Raw genomic sequence first — 15,297 nt, 5'->3', positions numbered from 1 at the left:
CCCACAGGCCCTGCGGGACCCGCGGGGCCTGGCCCGGGTGCGGCAGCTCCGCACTCCTGTGGCCGCCCGGTGGCCCGCGCCCCGTGCTGCTGTCGTTCCCTCACTGCCGTCACTCCCTGCTGGTTCCTCGGTGAACGTACCTCGCGCGCGGACTGCCGAGCCAACGGCCCCGAGCTGCTCTCGTGCCGTACCCACAGTCCGATGGCCGGCCCGGCGGAAAAGTTCACGGCGGGCCCTCGCCTTCCGCCGCAGGCGACCGCCCCGTCAGGCTCTCTTCCCCTCGGTGAGGTGCCGGAACGCCTCCAGGTTGCGGGTGGACTCGCCCCGCGAGGTGCGCCAGGCGTACTCCTTCTTGATGGCGGTGGCGAAACCCATCTCCAGGAGCGTGTTGAAGGAGCCGTCGGCGTTCTCCAGGACGCTGCCCAGCAGCCGGTCGACCTCCTCCGGAGTGACGGCGGCCAGCGGGAGGCGGCCCGCCAGGTAGATGTCGCCGTGCTGGTCGACGGCGTAACCGACGCCGTACAGCCTGGTGTTGCGCTCCAGGAGCCAGCGATGGACGGCGGCGTGGTTCTCGTCGGGGTTGCGCACGACGAAGGCGTTCACCGACAGGGAGTGGGCGCCGACGGCCAGCGAACAGGTGGTCTGGAGCTTGCGGGTGCCCGGGAGCGTGACGACGTACGTGCCCTCGGCCGGCTGCTCCCACTCCAGCTCGGCGTCCACCAGCGTCTGCTCGATGGCCGCCCTCGCGGCGGCCGTCAGGTCCACGTCACCCATGAGGCGATCGTAGGCGACGGCGCCGTTCCTGCAATGCAGCGGTATAGACCTGTGCGGTGGCCTCGGCGGCGGCACCCCAGCCGAAGCCCTGCGCATGGGCCGCCGCGGCGCCACCGAGCCGGTCCACCAGCGCGGGATCGTCCAGGAAACGGCGCAGCGCCTGCGCGTACCCGGCGGGCTCGTGACCGTCGACGAGGTAGCCGCTGGTGCCGTCCCGGACGACGACGGGCAGCCCGCCCACGGCGGCGGCCACCACCGGGGTGCCGCAGGCCTGGGCCTCGGCGGCGACCAGGCCGAAGGACTCGTTGTAGGAGGGCATCACCAGCACCGACGCGGCCCGGTACCAGTCGGCGAGCTGTTCCTGGCCGACCGGCGGGCGGAAGAGCACCAGGTCGGCGATGCCGAGCCGGGCCGCCAGCTTCTGCAGCTCCTCGGGCTTGGCCAGACCGCTGCCGCTGGGCCCGCCGACCACGGGCACCACCATGCGGCCGCGCAGCGACGGGTCCTCGTCCACCAGCAGAGCGGCGGCGCGCAACAGCACGTCGGGGGCCTTGAGGGGCTGTATGCGGCCGGCGAAGAGGGGCACGAACGCGTCGGGGGGCAGCCCGAGCCGGGCGCGGGCGGCGGCACGGTCCGTCCCGGGCCGGAAGCGGTCGAGGTTGACGCCGGGGTGGACGACGGCCGTCCGCTCGGCGGGGGCGTCGTAGTGCCGCATCAACTCACCCGCCTCCTCCTCGGTGTTGGCGATCAGCCGGTCGGCGGCCCGCACGATCTGCGTCTCCCCGATGACGCGGGCCGCCGGCTCCGGGGTGTCGCCCTCGGCCAGCGCGGCGTTCTTGACCTTGGCCATGGTGTGCATGGCGTGCACCAGCGGGACGCCCCAGCGCTGCGCGGCCAGCCAGCCGACGTGCCCGGAGAGCCAGTAGTGCGAGTGGACCAGGTCGTAGTAGCCGGGCCGGTGCCCCGCCCACACCTGCATCACGCCGTGCGTGAAGGCGCACAGCTGGGCGGGCAGCTCCTCCTTGGACAGCCCCTCGTAGGGGCCGGCGTCGATGTGCCGGACCAGCACACCCGGCGTCAGCTCCACCACGGGTTCCAGGGCGCCGGTGGTGGCGCGGGTGAAGATCTCCACCTCGATGCCCTGCACGGCGAGCTGCCGGGCCAGCTCGACGATGTAGACGTTCATGCCGCCCGCGTCCCCGGTGCCCGGCTGGTGCAGGGGCGAGGTGTGGACGCTGAACATCGCCACCCGGCGGACCCGGCGGGGCACCGGGAGCCGGCGGAGCGGGCCCTTGGACGGGAGCCCCCGGGGCTGAGGCCCCCTGGTCGGGGAGCTGCCGCGCCACTGACCGAGCCGGGACACGTAGTGGCTCACGGTGCCGATGCCTCCTGACGATGCGGGCGGTACGGACCGGGACCGGACGGGGGTGGCCGAGCCGGGTGTCGCGGACCCGAGACGGGAACAGCGGAAAGGTTGCCTCTTCTTCCCACTTTGCCCAATCGTGACCGAGGGGTGCCCGCGGAGCTGCCTCGTATGCTCAGGGGATGCCCCCGCGTCCCCGCACGTCCGCGCCGTCCCGCCCGGTCGGCACCGTGACCCGGGGGACGACGAACCCGAACCGGCTGCGCCGGATGGACCGCTGGATCACCGCCACGCACGGCCCGGCGCTGCGCCGCGCCCTCCCCCACCCCACCGCCGTCGACCTGGGGTACGGGGCCGCGCCGTGGACCGCCGTCGAACTGCTGGAGCGGCTGCGGTCGGTGCGCGGGGACGTCCAGGTGTACGGCGTCGAGATCTCCCCGGAACGGGTCGCGGCCGCCCGCCCGTACGAGCGCGCGGGCCTGGCTTTCGTCCGCGGCGGCTTCGAGCTGCCCGTGGGCGGGGTCACCGGCGGCGGGAGCCGCGGCCTGGCGCTGATCCGCGCCGCGAACGTGCTGCGCCAGTACGCGGAGGCGGAGGTCCGCCCCGCCTGGGAGAAGCTGTGTGCCCGGCTGGCCCCGGACGGGCTGCTGGTGGAGGGCACCTGCGACGAGATCGGCCGCCGCCACGTCTGGGTCGCGCTCGGCCCCGAGGGCCCCCGCACCGTCACCTTCGCCGCCCGCCTCGCCGCCCTGGCCGCCCCCTCCGACCTGGCCGAACGCCTGCCCAAGGCGCTCATCCACCGGAACGTGCCCGGCGAGCCGGTGCACGCGTTCCTGCGCGACTTCGACCGCGCCTGGGCGACCGCGGCGCCCTACGGCGCCCTCAGCGCCCGGCAGCGCTGGATCCGCGCCGCCCACACCCTGGCCGCCGACTGGCCGCTCACCGACGGGCCCCGCCGCTGGCGCCAGGGCGAGGTCACCGTCCGCTGGAACGCCCTCGCCCCTCGGGGCACCGAGGGAGCAACCCGCTGAACCCGACCCACCTCCCGGGACCCGGGACGCTGCATCCGGCCCGCCCCTGGGACCCGGGGCGCTGCATCCGACGCCCGTCAGGGCCCGAAGCTCTGGAGACGACCCGCCCGTCGGGCCCGCGCCGCTGTATCCGACCCACCTCTCGGGCGCAGGGCGCTGCATCCGACCCACCCCTCGGGCCCGGGTCTCTGATCGCCACTCCGGCGGGCTCTCCGCGCCACGGCCCCGGGTCCCTTCGCTCGCCTGCTCGCCCCCACCGCCCGTGCTCCGCCCCGCGGACCGGCCGCGCGCCTCTTTCCCCCGGAGGGTGCTCGTCCCCCTCGGGGAGTATCCGAACGGAAATCAGCGGTAGCTGCTGACCTGGATCACGGTCCGTCTGTGCCGAGGTTGCTGATGCGGTTCGCGTACTCGCGGCGGGCCTCGCGCTGTACCGGGATCGCTGCTGCGTTGTCGAGCGGCTGGCAGCGGTCGAGAAGAGTGCGGTGGACGGCGGGTGTGGTGCTGACGCGGAGGGTGCAGCCCTGGCCGCGCCGTACGGTGACGCCCTGGTCGAGCGCAGCGCGCTCGGCGGGCTCCAGGTCGGCAGCGCGGAGGAGGTCGGCGACCTTGCCCGGCATGTCGGGGATGATCGGCAGCTCCAGAGCCGGGGCGTCCGGGTCGGCTGCCGCGTGCTCGGGCAGGAGGTCGGCGACGGCGGTGCGGACAGCGCCGCGGCTGACAGCGTGGTCGCGGGCCAGGGCGGCGATGAAGCGGCCCTCCGGGTATGCGGTGCGCACGGTGTCGGTCTCGCCGGTGTGCGGGGGGGGTGAGGTCCATGGCGGAGAACGCGCCGTCCTGGATGCGCAGGGACGAGGTGGGCGCGGTTGAGGACGTCGAGCGCGTCGAGGATGTGCCCGGTGCCGCGCACGAGGCGGAACATCTCGGAGATGTGCACGGTGTCGCCCGGCCGGGCGTGGGTGAGCAGTTCGCCGAGCTTCGGACGCTTCAGCGGGTGGAGGCAGCTGCAGGTGCCGGCCTGTCCCTCGAAGTCGACCAGGTCCTCGTTCCCTGCCTCGTCCGGGAGGTTTTGACGGTCGGTCGACTACTGGTCGGTCGACACCCGCTTGTGGACCAGGTCGGCCATGCCGCTCCCCGCTGTGGTGGTCGCATTCGACCCTGGCTGTCAGCAAACCCTGTCATCAGCCGCCATCGGATCTCATGGGATCCGCGCCGCCGACGAACCTCGAAAGGTCCGGGTTCATCGGACCCTCGCCGCCGCACCTGTCGTCATTCGTTCGTCTGCCACCACTCGGGGCCGCGATCACAAACCCTCTCAGGTGGGAAGTGTCGGCAACCCGCGTCGGGAACAGCGTCGAAGAACGGTCCTTCGGGCAGTTGTTCCCTGGAGTCCAGGTTGCGACTCCGGGCCGACGAGGCGTGGCTGCTGACAATCGAGGCTGTTGCCATGCGGTAGAGGTGCCACGCTGCGGTCAGGCGGCCTCAGTTGGGGGGGGCTGTCAGACCTCGGCCCTACACTTCGGGCGCATGACTGCACTTGCTCTCTCCAGCCAGCTCCCCTCCGGGCGCCTCTGGGACCTCGACCTTGTCACCGTCGACGGTCGTCTCCTCGTCGTCTGCGCCGTCGAGCCGTGGGCGTACACCTGGGAGCCGTCCGAGGACCGATGGACGCAGTACCGGCTGGACATGCCGTACCGTCCCGACGACTTCCACGCGAGGGTCGGGCACCTCCCGACCGACGATGACAAGGACGCCTCGCTGTTCACCAGAGTCTGCGCCGCCGTCGTGGACGGTCGGCTCGTGGTCGGTGGGGCCGAGTACCGAGAGTCCTTCGCGCAGTGGGATCTGGCCAGCGGAGCTGTCCGCGTGCACGCGCGCCTCAACCACGGCGGTACGGGGAAAGTGGCGACGGTGTGGTTGAACGGGCAACCGTTCTTCATCAGCTGTAGCGACCGTACATACATGTGGGATGCGGCACGCAGAGACACCACCGGTGCCACGGACGTCGAACCAGCCGTGCTCTATGGAGACCGGGACGACGTCACCGGGATCGCGGCCGGCATGTTGCACGGCCGCCCGGTCGTGATCTTCGGCTCCTACGACGACACTGTGGTCGTGTGGGACGTCGACGCCCAGAGCGTCAGCAGAGAGGTCCCCTGTCCCATACCCGTGGCGGACATCGGTTTGGCGACGGTGGACGGCCGCACCCGGGTGGTGGCGGCTGGCGGAAACCGGGTGATCCTTGGGGATCCCGACACCGGGGCATGGGAGTGGGGAGTGCCGATCGACGAGGATTCGATCGAGTTCGACGAAGAGAACGACGAGGACGAAGAGGACGACGAGGCGGAGAACTCCATCTCCTGCATGGATGTTGGCGTCGTGGGCGGCCGTCCGATCGCGGTGACCGGTTCGGGGGACGGTCGGGTGTGCGTGTGGTCGCTGGCGGAGCGCCGCCTCGCCCATGGGCCGTTCGACGAACACCACGGCAGTGAGGTCGTCGGCGTCCGCATCGCGGATCTGGACGGTCGCACGGTCGCCATCACGGCGGGGCAGGACGGCCGGGTACTCGTGTGGGACCTCGAACGGAGCTGACGTCGTGCCCGGTGGTTCCCGGGCGCTGCCTCCCGAACTGCTGTCGAAACGCTGCTGCGCGACGTGAACTGAGCTAACGGTTCCACTGTACGGGCGCGTGGCGCGGATGGTCGGGTGAAGGCGCAGCGGCCGAGGAAGTTCAGCATGCCGTTGACCAGCTTGCGGAACGGCACCATGAGCTTGGGTTCCTCGGCCTTGCCGAGCCTGGCATGTCGAGGACCGTAGGGACCCCTGGCCAGGTAAAACGGGCACGTCACCGAACCGGAACCGAGATCGCCCCGCTACCGCTGATTCCCGTTCGGATACTCCCCGAGGGCTCGTCCGGGCGGGGCCGTGGCGGACGCCGGCGCCGGCCGTGCCCACCGTCCTCCTCTCCCTCGCTGTGGGCACCGCACAGGGCCGGACCGGCACGGGCACGATGTCGGGACCGACGTGCACCGCGGCCGACGGCTGCCAGGACGGATTGACCCACGCCGACAGCAGGACCGTCACGGTGCCCGAGATCGTCCGCACCGCACCGTGCCGTGGGCCGCACTCCCCCTCTGCGGTGCCGCGGCGCCGACGCTGCCCCTGGCGGCGGCGGGCGTCGCCCTGCTGGTCGTGCGGCGTGGCTCCCCCGACGCGCAGGAGCTCAGGGCCGCGTGAGAAACCACGGGCCGCCGGGAGGGGAGGGGGCGGCCCGTGGGGTGTGTGGGGCGCCGAGTCCCCGGGCCCCTTGCTGCGTCAGCTCCTCGCCGCGTCAGCGGAGTTGTCGTCGGGGGCGGGCTGTCGCGGCCAGGGCCGTAAGGGTCAGTGCGGACAGCAGTGCCCAGGACAGGGTGAAGCTCCCCGTGGCGTCGGCCAGCAGACCGAGCACGGGGGGCATCGCGACGATGGCGATCTGGTTCCCCGACATGGCCAGCCCCAAGGCGAAGCCGGTCCTGTCCTGCGGGGCCGTTTCGGTGACGTAGGCGACCCACGGGCCGTACCAGCCGAAGCCGAAGAAGCCGAGCCAGACGAAGACGGCCCCGGCGACGACCGGTGACCGCCCCGCCGGAGTCATGAGCACGGTCAGCCCGGCGAGCACGGCGACCATGCAGACCAGCACGACGAGGTAGCGCCCGGATCTGCTGCGGTCGCTCCACGCCGCGAGGCAGACCCGGCCGGCCACACCCGCTCCCTGGGACGCCGTCAGGACCAGGGCCGCCCGCCCCGCGGGGACCGACGCCGTCTGGTTCAGGTGCAGCACCGTGAGGATGCCCACGCCGCTCTGCACCGAGATCAGGGCGGCTCCCGACAGCATGATCCGCACCGCGGTCGGTTCGCGCAGCATGGCCCACCGGGCGCGGAGCTGTGCTCCGAGCGGAACCGGCGGCTGCGCGCCCGCGGCCACGGACGCGCTGGACCGGGCCCCGGACGCACCGGCTTCGGACGCGGACCCGCCGGTCCCGGACGCGGACCCGCCGGTCCCGGACGCCGGCGCAACAGGTGGCCGCCGACAGCAGGCCAGGAAGAGTCCGGCGCCCAGCAGCGCCGACAAGCCGCCCGTCACCAGTGTGGCCCGCCAGCCGAAGTGCGAGGCGACGAGCGGGAGTACGGCGGAGGCGAGCGCCGCCCCCAGCGGCAGCCCGGCCTGCCTGATCCCCATCGCGACGCCGCGCTGCGATGCGCGGAACCAGGAGGCCACCGACATGCTGCCGCCTGGCTGAACGGTGCTGTACCCCGCGCCGACCACCAGCAGGGCGACCAGCAGCGCCCCGTAGCCGGGTGCCAGGCTTCCCGTGCACAGGGCCACCCCGACCAGCGTGGCCCCGGCCCCCACCACCCAGCGCTCGCCGTACCGGTCCAACAGGACGCCGGCCACCAACAGCCCGGCCAGCGGCGCGAACTGGGCCGCCGAGACGAGCAGTCCGAGCTGGGCCGCGCTCAGACCCAACGCGTGCCGCAGGTGGACACCGAGCGCACCGATACCTCCCACGAAGAAGCCCGACGACGCCTGGGTGAAGGTGGCGACGCCCAGCACCACCCAGCGGTAGCGCCACGGATCGCGGGCCTGGACGCCGGTGACTCCGGCGGCATGTTGTGCCATGCCCGGCACCCTGCTGTAATGGCCTTGTGCAGCTCAACCCTTACGGCGAAGAGGCGGTGCACCTGGCCGCGGACCTGGCCAACCAGCGCCCTACCGGTGCGGCGGAGTTGGCGGACCGCTGCCGCGCCGCCGGAATCGTGCTGGAGTGCCCCGTCACGGCCGCAGACCTCGACGGTGCCCATGCCGCCCTCGACGCCTGGGAGAAGGCCGTCGACGCCACCGGGGAGGCCGAGCGCGCCGCACTGGTCAACCGGATGCTGGCCGATGCCGCCGCCTACCCCCGGCTGACCACGCACGACGGCACCGCCTGGCACCTGCACTACCGGGACGCCCGACAGCCCCTCGGCACGGCACTCTTCACCCTGTTCGCGGTCGGGACCGCGCTGCACCTGGCGGGCCGCGGCATGCACCGGCTCCGGCGCTGCCGGGTGACCGAGTGCGAGAGGGCCTTCGCCGACACCTCACGCACCGGACGGCGGCGCTACTGCTCACCACGGTGCGCCAACCGCGATGCGGTACGCCGCCACCGCACCCGTACGGCAGCCACCTGACCCACCTGACCGAGCAGCCGCCGCCCCGCGGGGCTGCCGCGCGACCGCATCCCCCGGCGCCGCCCCGCCCGGCCGTCGGGACAGGCTCGGGACAGGCTCGGGACAGGAGGGGCCGCGCTGCCCCGGTCAGCCGTGCACGCCCCGCAACCCCGGCGACGGGGGCCGCCAGTGGCGGCCGAAGGCGAACCGGGCGGCCTCCACCTCGTGCCGCTGGTCGGCGTGGAGGACGCCGAGGGCGTAGGCGGTGGCCGGAGCGATCCGGGGGGTGGCGGCTGCCGCCGCGGCCTCGGCGGCAGCCGCGGCCGCCTGCCGGTGCCGCTCCAGCGCGTCCCCCGCGGGACGCAGCCACGGCTGCGGCGCGGCGCTGCCGCCCAGCACCTCCACGGCGTACCGGTGCCGCCGCAGCAGCACCCGCACCTGGTCCCAGGCGGCGTCCTGGCGGGCCTCCCCGGCCAGCGAACGGGACAGCCCGTCCGCGTTGTACGGCGCCCCCGCGTGGGACAGCGGCAGCACCGCGGCGGCCTCCGCGAGGTGCCGGCCCGCCTGCTCGGCCAGCGGCCCCAGGACGGCCCCGGCCGGACGCCCCGCCTGCTGCGCACCGGCGCGCAGGGGTGCCTCCGACGCCAGCAGGGCCACCGCGTCCGCCACCGCGTGGAACCGGGCCGAGCCCAGCGCGTGGAGCGCCTCCGAGTGGGCGCGGGTACGGGCGAGGGTGAGGCGGCGGTCCAGCAGCGCGGCCGCGCGGGCCGCTCCCACCGGGAGGTCGCCCCTCTCCCGGGCCGCCCCGTCACCGGCCAGCCGGTGCAGCGCGGCCAGCAGCTTCTCCAGCTTCGCGGCGTACACGTGTTCGCGCCCCAGGGTGCCGGCCAGCCAGCTCAGCTCGGTACGCAGCTCGTCGGCCCAGACCGGCTCGACCAGCGGACGGTAGGTGAACAGCACACCGCCCAGGCGGCGGGCTGCCGCCCGTACGGTGTCCACGGCCGACCGCCCGGTGTCCACAGGCACCCGCCCCGCGGCTGCGCCGGGACCGCTTGGGGTGCCCGTGCCCCGCGGGTGACCGCCCAGTCCCCGCAGTCCGCGCAGGAACTCCGTGGCCCGCCCGTGCAGATAGCCGCCGAGCACCTCGGCGACGCTGCCGGTGGCCGGGTCCGCTCCGCGTGGCACCTCACATCCGGGGCCTCCGGGCTCGACGACCGCGTCCCGGCGCTGTCCGACCATCACGTCCCCTTCTCGCCCTTCGCCCCGTCCCCGCAGCGCACGACGCCCCGCGCCCGCCACCGCGCCCCGACCTGCGCGCGGCCCCGTACGCGACCGCGCCACCCCGACCGCCCCGGCACCTGCGGCCGTACGCCGGGCGCACCCCGCCCCGCGGTCACGTCGCCGCCGTCGGGCCGCGTCTGCGGCGGCGCGCCTCGATCAGCACTTCCTGCACGTTCGGCAGCGGCGCTCCGGCCCCGTCCCGGGCGTGCCGCGTCCACTCCCCGTCCGGGCCCAGCCACCAGGAGGCCGACGAGTCCGCCGTACCCGTCTCCAGCAGACGGTTGAGGGCGGCACGGTGCGCGGGATCGGTGACCCGCACCAGCGCCTCGACCCGCCGGTCCAGATTGCGGTGCATCATGTCGGCGCTGCCCAGCCACACCTCGCTCTCCCCTCCACCCCCGAAGCAGAAGACACGGGAGTGCTCCAGGAACCGGCCCAGCACACTGCGCACCCGGATGTTCTCGCTCAGCCCCGGCACACCGGGCCGCAGCGCACAGATGCCGCGCACCCACACGTCCACCGGGACACCCGCCGCCGACGCCCGGTACAGCGCGTCGCACACCGCCTCGTCCACGATCGAGTTGACCTTGATCCGCACGTACGCCTCACGGCCCGCCCGGTGGTGGGTGACCTCCCGCTGGATCCGCGACACCAGCCCGTCCCGCACCGAGTGCGGGGCGACCAGCAGCCGCCGGTAGGTCTCCCGCCGCGAGTAACCCGACAGCCGGTTGAACAGGTCCGACAGGTCGGCACCCACCTGCTGGTCGGCCGTCAGCAGCCCCAGGTCCTCGTACAGCCGCGCCGTCTTGGGGTGGTAGTTGCCCGTCCCCACGTGTGCGTACCGGCGCAGCGTCTCGCCCTCCTGCCGCACCACCAGCGACAGCTTGCAGTGCGTCTTGAGCCCCACCAGCCCGTGCACCACATGGCAGCCGGACTCCTCCAGCTTCCGCGCCCACTTGATGTTGGCCTGCTCGTCGAAGCGGGCCTTGATCTCCACCAGGACGAGCACCTGCTTGCCGGACTCCGCCGCGTCGATCAGCGCGTCCACGATCGGCGAGTCGCCCGAGGTGCGGTACAGCGTCTGCTTGATGGCCAGCACGTCCGGGTCGGCCGCCGCCTGCTCCAGGAACGCCTGCACCGAGGTGGAGAACGAGTCGTACGGATGGTGCAGCAGCACGTCCCGCTCGCGCAGCGCCGCGAAGATGTCCGGCGCCGACGCCGACTCGACCTCCGCCAGGTGGCGGTGCGTCCCCGCGACGAACTTCGGGTACTTCAGCTCCGGCCGCTCCAGCGCCGAGGCGATCCCCGACAGCCCCGTCAGATCCAGCGGGCCCGGCAGCGGATGGACCTCCGCCTCCGAGACCTTCAACTCCCGCACCAGCAGGTCCAGCACGTACGGGTCGATGGACGCCTCGACCTCCAGCCGCACCGGCGGGCCGAAACGGCGCCGCATCAGTTCCTTCTCCAGCGCCTGAAGGAGGTTCTCCGCGTCGTCCTCCTCGACCTCCAGATCCTCGTTCCGGGTCACCCGGAACATGTGGTGCCCCAGCACCTCCATCCCCGGGAACAGCTCCTCCAGATGCGCCGCGATCACGTCCTCCAACGGCACGTACCGGTACGGGGACGCCTCCAGGAAGCGCGGCAGCAGCGGCGGCACCTTCACCCGGGCGAAGTGGGTGTGCCCGCTCACCGGGTTGCGGACCACCACCGCCAGGTTGAGGGACAGCCCCGAGATGTACGGGAACGGGTGGGCCGGGTCCACCGCCAGCGGGGTCAGCACCGGGTAGATCCGCTGCCGGAACAGGCTGAACAGCCGCGCCTGCTCCTTCTCCGTCAACTCCGGCCACCGCAGCAGGAACAGGCCCTCCAGCGCGAGGGCCGGAGCGATGTCCTGCTGATAGCAGGCAGCGTGCCGGGCCATCAGCTCCCGGGAGCGGCGCCAGATGCCCTCCAGCACCTCGCGCGGCTGGAGACCGGAGGCGCTCCGCGTGGCCACCCCCGTCGCGATCCGCCGCTTGAGCCCGGCGACCCGCACCATGAAGAACTCGTCCAGATTGCCGGCGAAGATCGCCAGGAAGTTCGCACGTTCGAGCAGCGGGGTGCGGGGGTCCTCCGCGAGTTCGAGCACGCGCTCGTTGAAGGCCAGCCAGCTTTGTTCGCGGTCCAGGAAGCGGTCGCAGGGCAGGTCGGGGGCTGTCTCGGCGGGGTGGTCGCGGTCCGCCTCGTACAGGTCGACGTCCGAGTCGAGGTCGGGGTCCAGGCCCAGGTCTGAACGGTGCGGTTGCTGGGTCATACCGTCATTGTCGATGCTCTCTGTGAGGGAGGGGGCGGCCATTGCGCGAGCTTCGCAAGAGAGTCTGAACCAATGGTTACGCCCTCATGGACCCGCGGGGTCCCGCCGGCAACCCCCCGATGCCTTGGGCTCCGCCCCGGTGATCCCCCTCTCCCATGGCTGGGGCCCCAGCCCCTGTGACCTCTCATTCCTGGGGCTTCGCCCCAGACCCCTTTGTCCTCGCCGGACGGGCGTTGGGGCGGCTCCTCCCCCAGACTCCGTCCGGGGGACCCCCACCCCTGGGAGCTCCCTTCCGCAAGAGCTTCAGCCCGTTTACTTCGTGGGAACGCCCTGGGGGTTGGGCACCCCGGACCGTCCGGTGGCTTTCGCGCGGGTCAGGACGTCAGTTGTGCCGAAAGCCTCATCGCTGTCCGTGAACTTTTCGAGGTCCGTCGCATCGGACTGAGAGCAAGGTCCGGACCAGGTGTATTGACCCGCAGCGTTGTTGACGCGGCTGATGGGTGGCTGGCCGCCGAGCGCGGTGTGGCACCGGTGGTAGTTGTAGGTGTGGAGGAAGTCTGCCAGGGCTTCGGTGCGTTCCGCGTTGCTGGAGTACCGGCGCACGTACGCCCATTCGTCGAGCAGGGTCCGATTCAGGCGCTCCACCTTGCCGTTCGTCTGCGGGCGATAGGGCCGAGTGCGCTTATGGGTGATGCCGGAGGCACTCAGTGTCTGGGCAAAGAGACGAGACCGGTAGCAGGATCCGTCGTCCGTGAGGACGCGTTCGACCGTGATGCCGTGGCCGGCGAAGAAGGTGTTGGCCCGCTGCCGAAAGGAGGCGGCGGTCTCCTTGCGCTCGTCGGTCAGGACCTCGCTGTAGGCGAGTCGGGAGTGGTCGTCGACTGCGGTGTGAACGAAGCTGTAGCCGATCACTGGGCTACCGCCCCTGCGCTCAGTGGTCGTGGACTGGCGATTGGCGGTGGCCTTCTGGCGGGGCATGATGCGGTGTCCGCCGCCATGGGGAGTCTTGCCGAGCTTCTTGATGTCGACATGATCAGTTCACCGGACGTGATCGCTCGTAGCGGCGGATGACCTGGCCGGTGGGTCGGTCCAGCCGGCGCAGGCGGTTCAGGCCGTGGCGGGTGAGGACGCGATGGACTGTCGAGGGCGGTATGCCGAGAACCGGGCCGATCCGTGCGGGGCCGAGCTTGCGTTCGCGCCGAAGTGCGCAGATCGCGGCCTCGGTACCGGGTGCGGTTCGGTGCGGGGTGGTCCGGGGCCGACTTGGGCGGTCGTACAGGCCGGCGTCGCCTTCGGTTCGCCAGCGACGTACCCACTTGTGGGCGGTGGTTCGGGAGATGCCCATCTCGTCGGCTACGTGGGCGACGGGCCTTCCGGCCTGGACGCGGTCGACAAGGAGTCGTCTGCCATGGATCGTCAGCCGCGCGTTGGGGTGGGGCACAGGGACCTCGTAGATGTGGTGAGCAAGGGCCGAGGCCCCGGCCCGTCCGGACTCGGGGCAGTGCGGATGTCAGTCGACGAACTCGGCTCCGGCAGCGGCGGCGAGATCGGGGCCGAGGGCAGCGGCCGGGGTGTGGGCGCCGGGGCGTCCCTTGCCCGCGGCGAGCTGGAGTGCGGTCTGCGCGGCGGCGGCGCAGGTGAAGTCCATGGCGTCGTCGGCCCGCAGCCAGCCCTCGCGGACGGTGCCGTCGGGCCAGGTGACGACGGCGTGGCCCCAGGTGTGAGGGCGCGGACGCGGGGCGGCCTTGGCCTTGATCCCGGCCATCCGGCCGATCGCGAAGGTCCGCACGGCGCGGATCCGTAGGAGCGCGGACAGCAGCGGCAGTACCGCCCGGACGGCGCGCGCGGCGGGAAGGAGACCGGAGGTCGCCGACACCGACGGGGCGCCACTCACCCGCTGGGCGGCGATGAGCTCACCGGAGGGGACGCAGACCGCGGACACGCGCTCCCCGTCGGGCAGGGTGACGTACTGAACCTCCCCGCCAAGGCGGGTCTTGACCAGCTCGCCGTCTTCGTAGCGGCGGCCGCCCATCGCAAGGCCGTCCACGATGCTGGTGGCGAGGGCGGTGCCCATCGCTCCTTCCTCGACGGCGGCCGAGGCGAAGGCGTCCACCCTGACCTGGCTCGGTACGGGACGGTTTTCGCAGAGGCGGGCCACGACCGCTTCGGTGCCGAGAACGCCGTATCCCGCGCCGGTCACCAGGGTGCTGCCCGCGGCGGCGGCCTCGTCGTGCAGCTCGAGCAGGCGGTGGAAGGCGGTCAGGTCGTTGGCCTGGTCAAGGTAGTGGCCGCCCGGCAGGCAGGCGTGGGCTGTCCGGACGGCAGTCTCGGCGTAGTCGCCGATGGTGTTCACGACCACGGTGGGCCGCTGCCGGGTGATCTCGGCCGCGATCGCGTCCGCACCTGACGCGACGACGATCTTCGAGTCGGCGCCGAGCCCCAGGCCGGCGGCGGCCTTGCGCAGCCTGTCGGCGTCGCGTCCAACCAGCACCGGGACGGTCCCGGCCGCCGCGATCCGCGCGGCCACGGCCCGGCCGATCCGGCCGGTGGCTCCCAGAATCCAGATCTCGCTCTGCGTCATCGCCGTCCCGCTTCCATGATGTCTCACTGTGACATCATTACCTTAGCATCGATGACACAATGGGACATCGCGACGCGTAGGATGAGGTCATGGCGCGTTGGGACCCTGGAGCACCGGAACGCCTGCGGCAGGCGGCGCTGGACCTGTTCGGCGAGCACGGCTACGACGCCGTGACAGTGACGCAGATCGCGGAGCGGGCGGGGCTGACCCGGCGGACCTTCCACCGGTACTTCCCGGACAAGCGGGAGATCCTCTTCGCTGGCTCCGAGCGGCTTCCCCCCGCCGTGTCCCAGGCCGTCCAGGCCGCGGACCCCGGGCTCGCACCACTGCCAGCGGCGCTGTCGGCCCTGCGCGAGGTCGGCACGACGGTCAGTGACATGGTCACCGACTCCGGGCGCCGCCGAGCCGTCATCGAGTCCAGCCCGGAGCTGCTGGAGCGCGAGCGCAGCAAGTCGGCGGACGTCACCGCCGCTATCCGGGACGCCCTCGAACGGCGCGGGACCGGGCCCACTGAGGCGCACCTGGCCGCGCGGGTGGCCTCGATCATCTCCGAGGAGGCGTTCGCCCGCTGGACCGGCGGCGATGGTGCCTTCCCCGCGTGCTTCGACGCCGCCGAGGCCGCGCTTCACGCGATGCTGGCCAGGGACGCGTGAACCGAGGGGGTCAGCGCCACCCCACGTCCGCAGAGTCCTCGCAGGCTATCGCCGACGCTGCGAGGACGGGCATTGGCTCCGGTGAGACCGCGCTGCCCGAAGGGGACAGGATCACCTGGCCCTGTTGACAACGC

12 protein-coding genes and 1 pseudogene are annotated in these 15,297 nt (G+C 72.8%); 5 read left to right on the top strand and 8 right to left on the bottom strand.

Annotation, left to right across the window (positions count from 1 at the left end; all coding sequences use genetic code 11):
• Positions 1-264: 264 nt before the first annotated feature.
• Both H297_RS0121290 and mshA read right to left on the bottom strand, forming a co-directional pair.
• Entirely contained in the window at positions 265-774 is a 510-nt protein-coding gene (locus tag H297_RS0121290; RefSeq protein WP_027738707.1) for a type III secretion system chaperone family protein, read from the bottom strand.
• Positions 767-2,149 (bottom strand): D-inositol-3-phosphate glycosyltransferase, encoded by a 1,383-nt coding sequence (gene mshA, locus H297_RS0121285; protein ID WP_027738706.1) that lies wholly within the window; start codon positions 2,147-2,149, stop codon positions 767-769. Before mshA ends, H297_RS0121290 begins: the two co-directional genes overlap by 8 nt.
• Before the next feature lie 170 nt (positions 2,150-2,319).
• Between mshA and H297_RS0121280 the strand changes: the two genes are divergently transcribed.
• On the top strand, positions 2,320-3,168 hold the full coding sequence (locus H297_RS0121280; RefSeq protein WP_027738705.1) for a hypothetical protein: 849 nt from the start codon (positions 2,320-2,322) through the stop codon (positions 3,166-3,168).
• 365 nt (positions 3,169-3,533) lie between these two features.
• Here the strand turns inward: H297_RS0121280 and H297_RS37645 are convergent, their stop codons facing one another.
• Entirely contained in the window at positions 3,534-3,944 is a 411-nt protein-coding gene (locus tag H297_RS37645; RefSeq protein WP_486589603.1) for a resolvase, read from the bottom strand.
• Positions 3,945-4,692: 748 nt separating this feature from the next.
• On the opposite strand from H297_RS37645, the gene H297_RS42860 reads away from it, so the two are divergent.
• Positions 4,693-5,757 carry a WD40 repeat domain-containing protein gene (locus H297_RS42860; protein ID WP_027738704.1) on the top strand — a complete coding sequence of 355 codons (1,065 nt, stop codon included), beginning with the start codon at positions 4,693-4,695 and terminating at the stop codon, positions 5,755-5,757.
• Between the two features lie 519 nt (positions 5,758-6,276).
• Positions 6,277-6,402 (top strand): hypothetical protein, encoded by a 126-nt coding sequence (locus tag H297_RS44450; RefSeq protein WP_486589602.1) that lies wholly within the window; start codon positions 6,277-6,279, stop codon positions 6,400-6,402.
• A gap of 94 nt (positions 6,403-6,496) precedes the next feature.
• Here the strand turns inward: H297_RS44450 and H297_RS0121260 are convergent, their stop codons facing one another.
• Entirely contained in the window at positions 6,497-7,825 is a 1,329-nt protein-coding gene (locus H297_RS0121260; protein WP_037794974.1) for an MFS transporter, read from the bottom strand.
• Positions 7,826-7,851: 26 nt separating this feature from the next.
• Here H297_RS0121260 and H297_RS0121255 point away from each other — a divergent pair, with 26 nt between their 5' ends.
• Positions 7,852-8,376, top strand: coding sequence for a CGNR zinc finger domain-containing protein (locus tag H297_RS0121255; RefSeq protein WP_027738702.1), 525 nt, complete (start codon positions 7,852-7,854; stop codon positions 8,374-8,376).
• Between the two features lie 126 nt (positions 8,377-8,502).
• On the opposite strand, the gene H297_RS37640 is transcribed toward H297_RS0121255, so the two are convergent.
• The 4 genes and pseudogenes from H297_RS37640 to H297_RS0121235 all read right to left on the bottom strand — a co-directional run bounded on the left by H297_RS37640 (position 8,503) and on the right by H297_RS0121235 (position 14,510).
• Positions 8,503-9,594, bottom strand: coding sequence for a CHAD domain-containing protein (locus tag H297_RS37640; protein ID WP_051352052.1), 1,092 nt, complete (start codon positions 9,592-9,594; stop codon positions 8,503-8,505).
• Between the two features lie 154 nt (positions 9,595-9,748).
• Positions 9,749-11,929, bottom strand: coding sequence for an RNA degradosome polyphosphate kinase (locus H297_RS0121245; RefSeq protein ID WP_486589601.1), 2,181 nt, complete (start codon positions 11,927-11,929; stop codon positions 9,749-9,751).
• Between the two features lie 465 nt (positions 11,930-12,394).
• Positions 12,395-13,370: pseudogene (locus H297_RS37635) on the bottom strand (IS481 family transposase); the annotation flags it as partial.
• 69 nt (positions 13,371-13,439) lie between these two features.
• The gene (locus H297_RS0121235) at positions 13,440-14,510 is read right to left on the bottom strand and encodes a saccharopine dehydrogenase NADP-binding domain-containing protein (protein ID WP_027738700.1); all 1,071 of its coding nucleotides are present in this window, start codon (positions 14,508-14,510) and stop codon (positions 13,440-13,442) included.
• A gap of 89 nt (positions 14,511-14,599) precedes the next feature.
• On the opposite strand from H297_RS0121235, the gene H297_RS0121230 reads away from it, so the two are divergent.
• Positions 14,600-15,163, top strand: a complete 564-nt coding sequence (locus H297_RS0121230) for a TetR/AcrR family transcriptional regulator (RefSeq protein WP_027738699.1) — start codon at positions 14,600-14,602, stop codon at positions 15,161-15,163.
• Positions 15,164-15,297 lie beyond the last annotated feature (134 nt).

The organism is Streptomyces sp. CNT360 (assembly GCF_000424785.1).
The sequence above is the reverse complement of the archived record's forward strand: the minus strand, read 5'-3'. Positions and strand labels throughout refer to the sequence as shown.

Excerpts from the sequence above, each read along its gene's own strand:
- H297_RS0121260 (WP_037794974.1), bottom strand. The coding sequence starts at position 7,825 with ATGGCACAACATGCCGCCGGAGTCACCGGCGTCCAGGCCCGCGATCCG.
- H297_RS0121280 (WP_027738705.1), top strand. The coding sequence starts at position 2,320 with ATGCCCCCGCGTCCCCGCACGTCCGCGCCGTCCCGCCCGGTCGGCACC.
- H297_RS0121235 (WP_027738700.1), bottom strand. The coding sequence starts at position 14,510 with ATGACGCAGAGCGAGATCTGGATTCTGGGAGCCACCGGCCGGATCGGC.
- H297_RS42860 (WP_027738704.1), top strand. The coding sequence starts at position 4,693 with ATGACTGCACTTGCTCTCTCCAGCCAGCTCCCCTCCGGGCGCCTCTGG.
- H297_RS0121290 (WP_027738707.1), bottom strand. The coding sequence starts at position 774 with ATGGGTGACGTGGACCTGACGGCCGCCGCGAGGGCGGCCATCGAGCAG.
- H297_RS0121245 (WP_486589601.1), bottom strand. The coding sequence starts at position 11,929 with ATGACCCAGCAACCGCACCGTTCAGACCTGGGCCTGGACCCCGACCTC.
- H297_RS0121230 (WP_027738699.1), top strand. The coding sequence starts at position 14,600 with ATGGCGCGTTGGGACCCTGGAGCACCGGAACGCCTGCGGCAGGCGGCG.
- H297_RS37640 (WP_051352052.1), bottom strand. The coding sequence starts at position 9,594 with ATGGTCGGACAGCGCCGGGACGCGGTCGTCGAGCCCGGAGGCCCCGGA.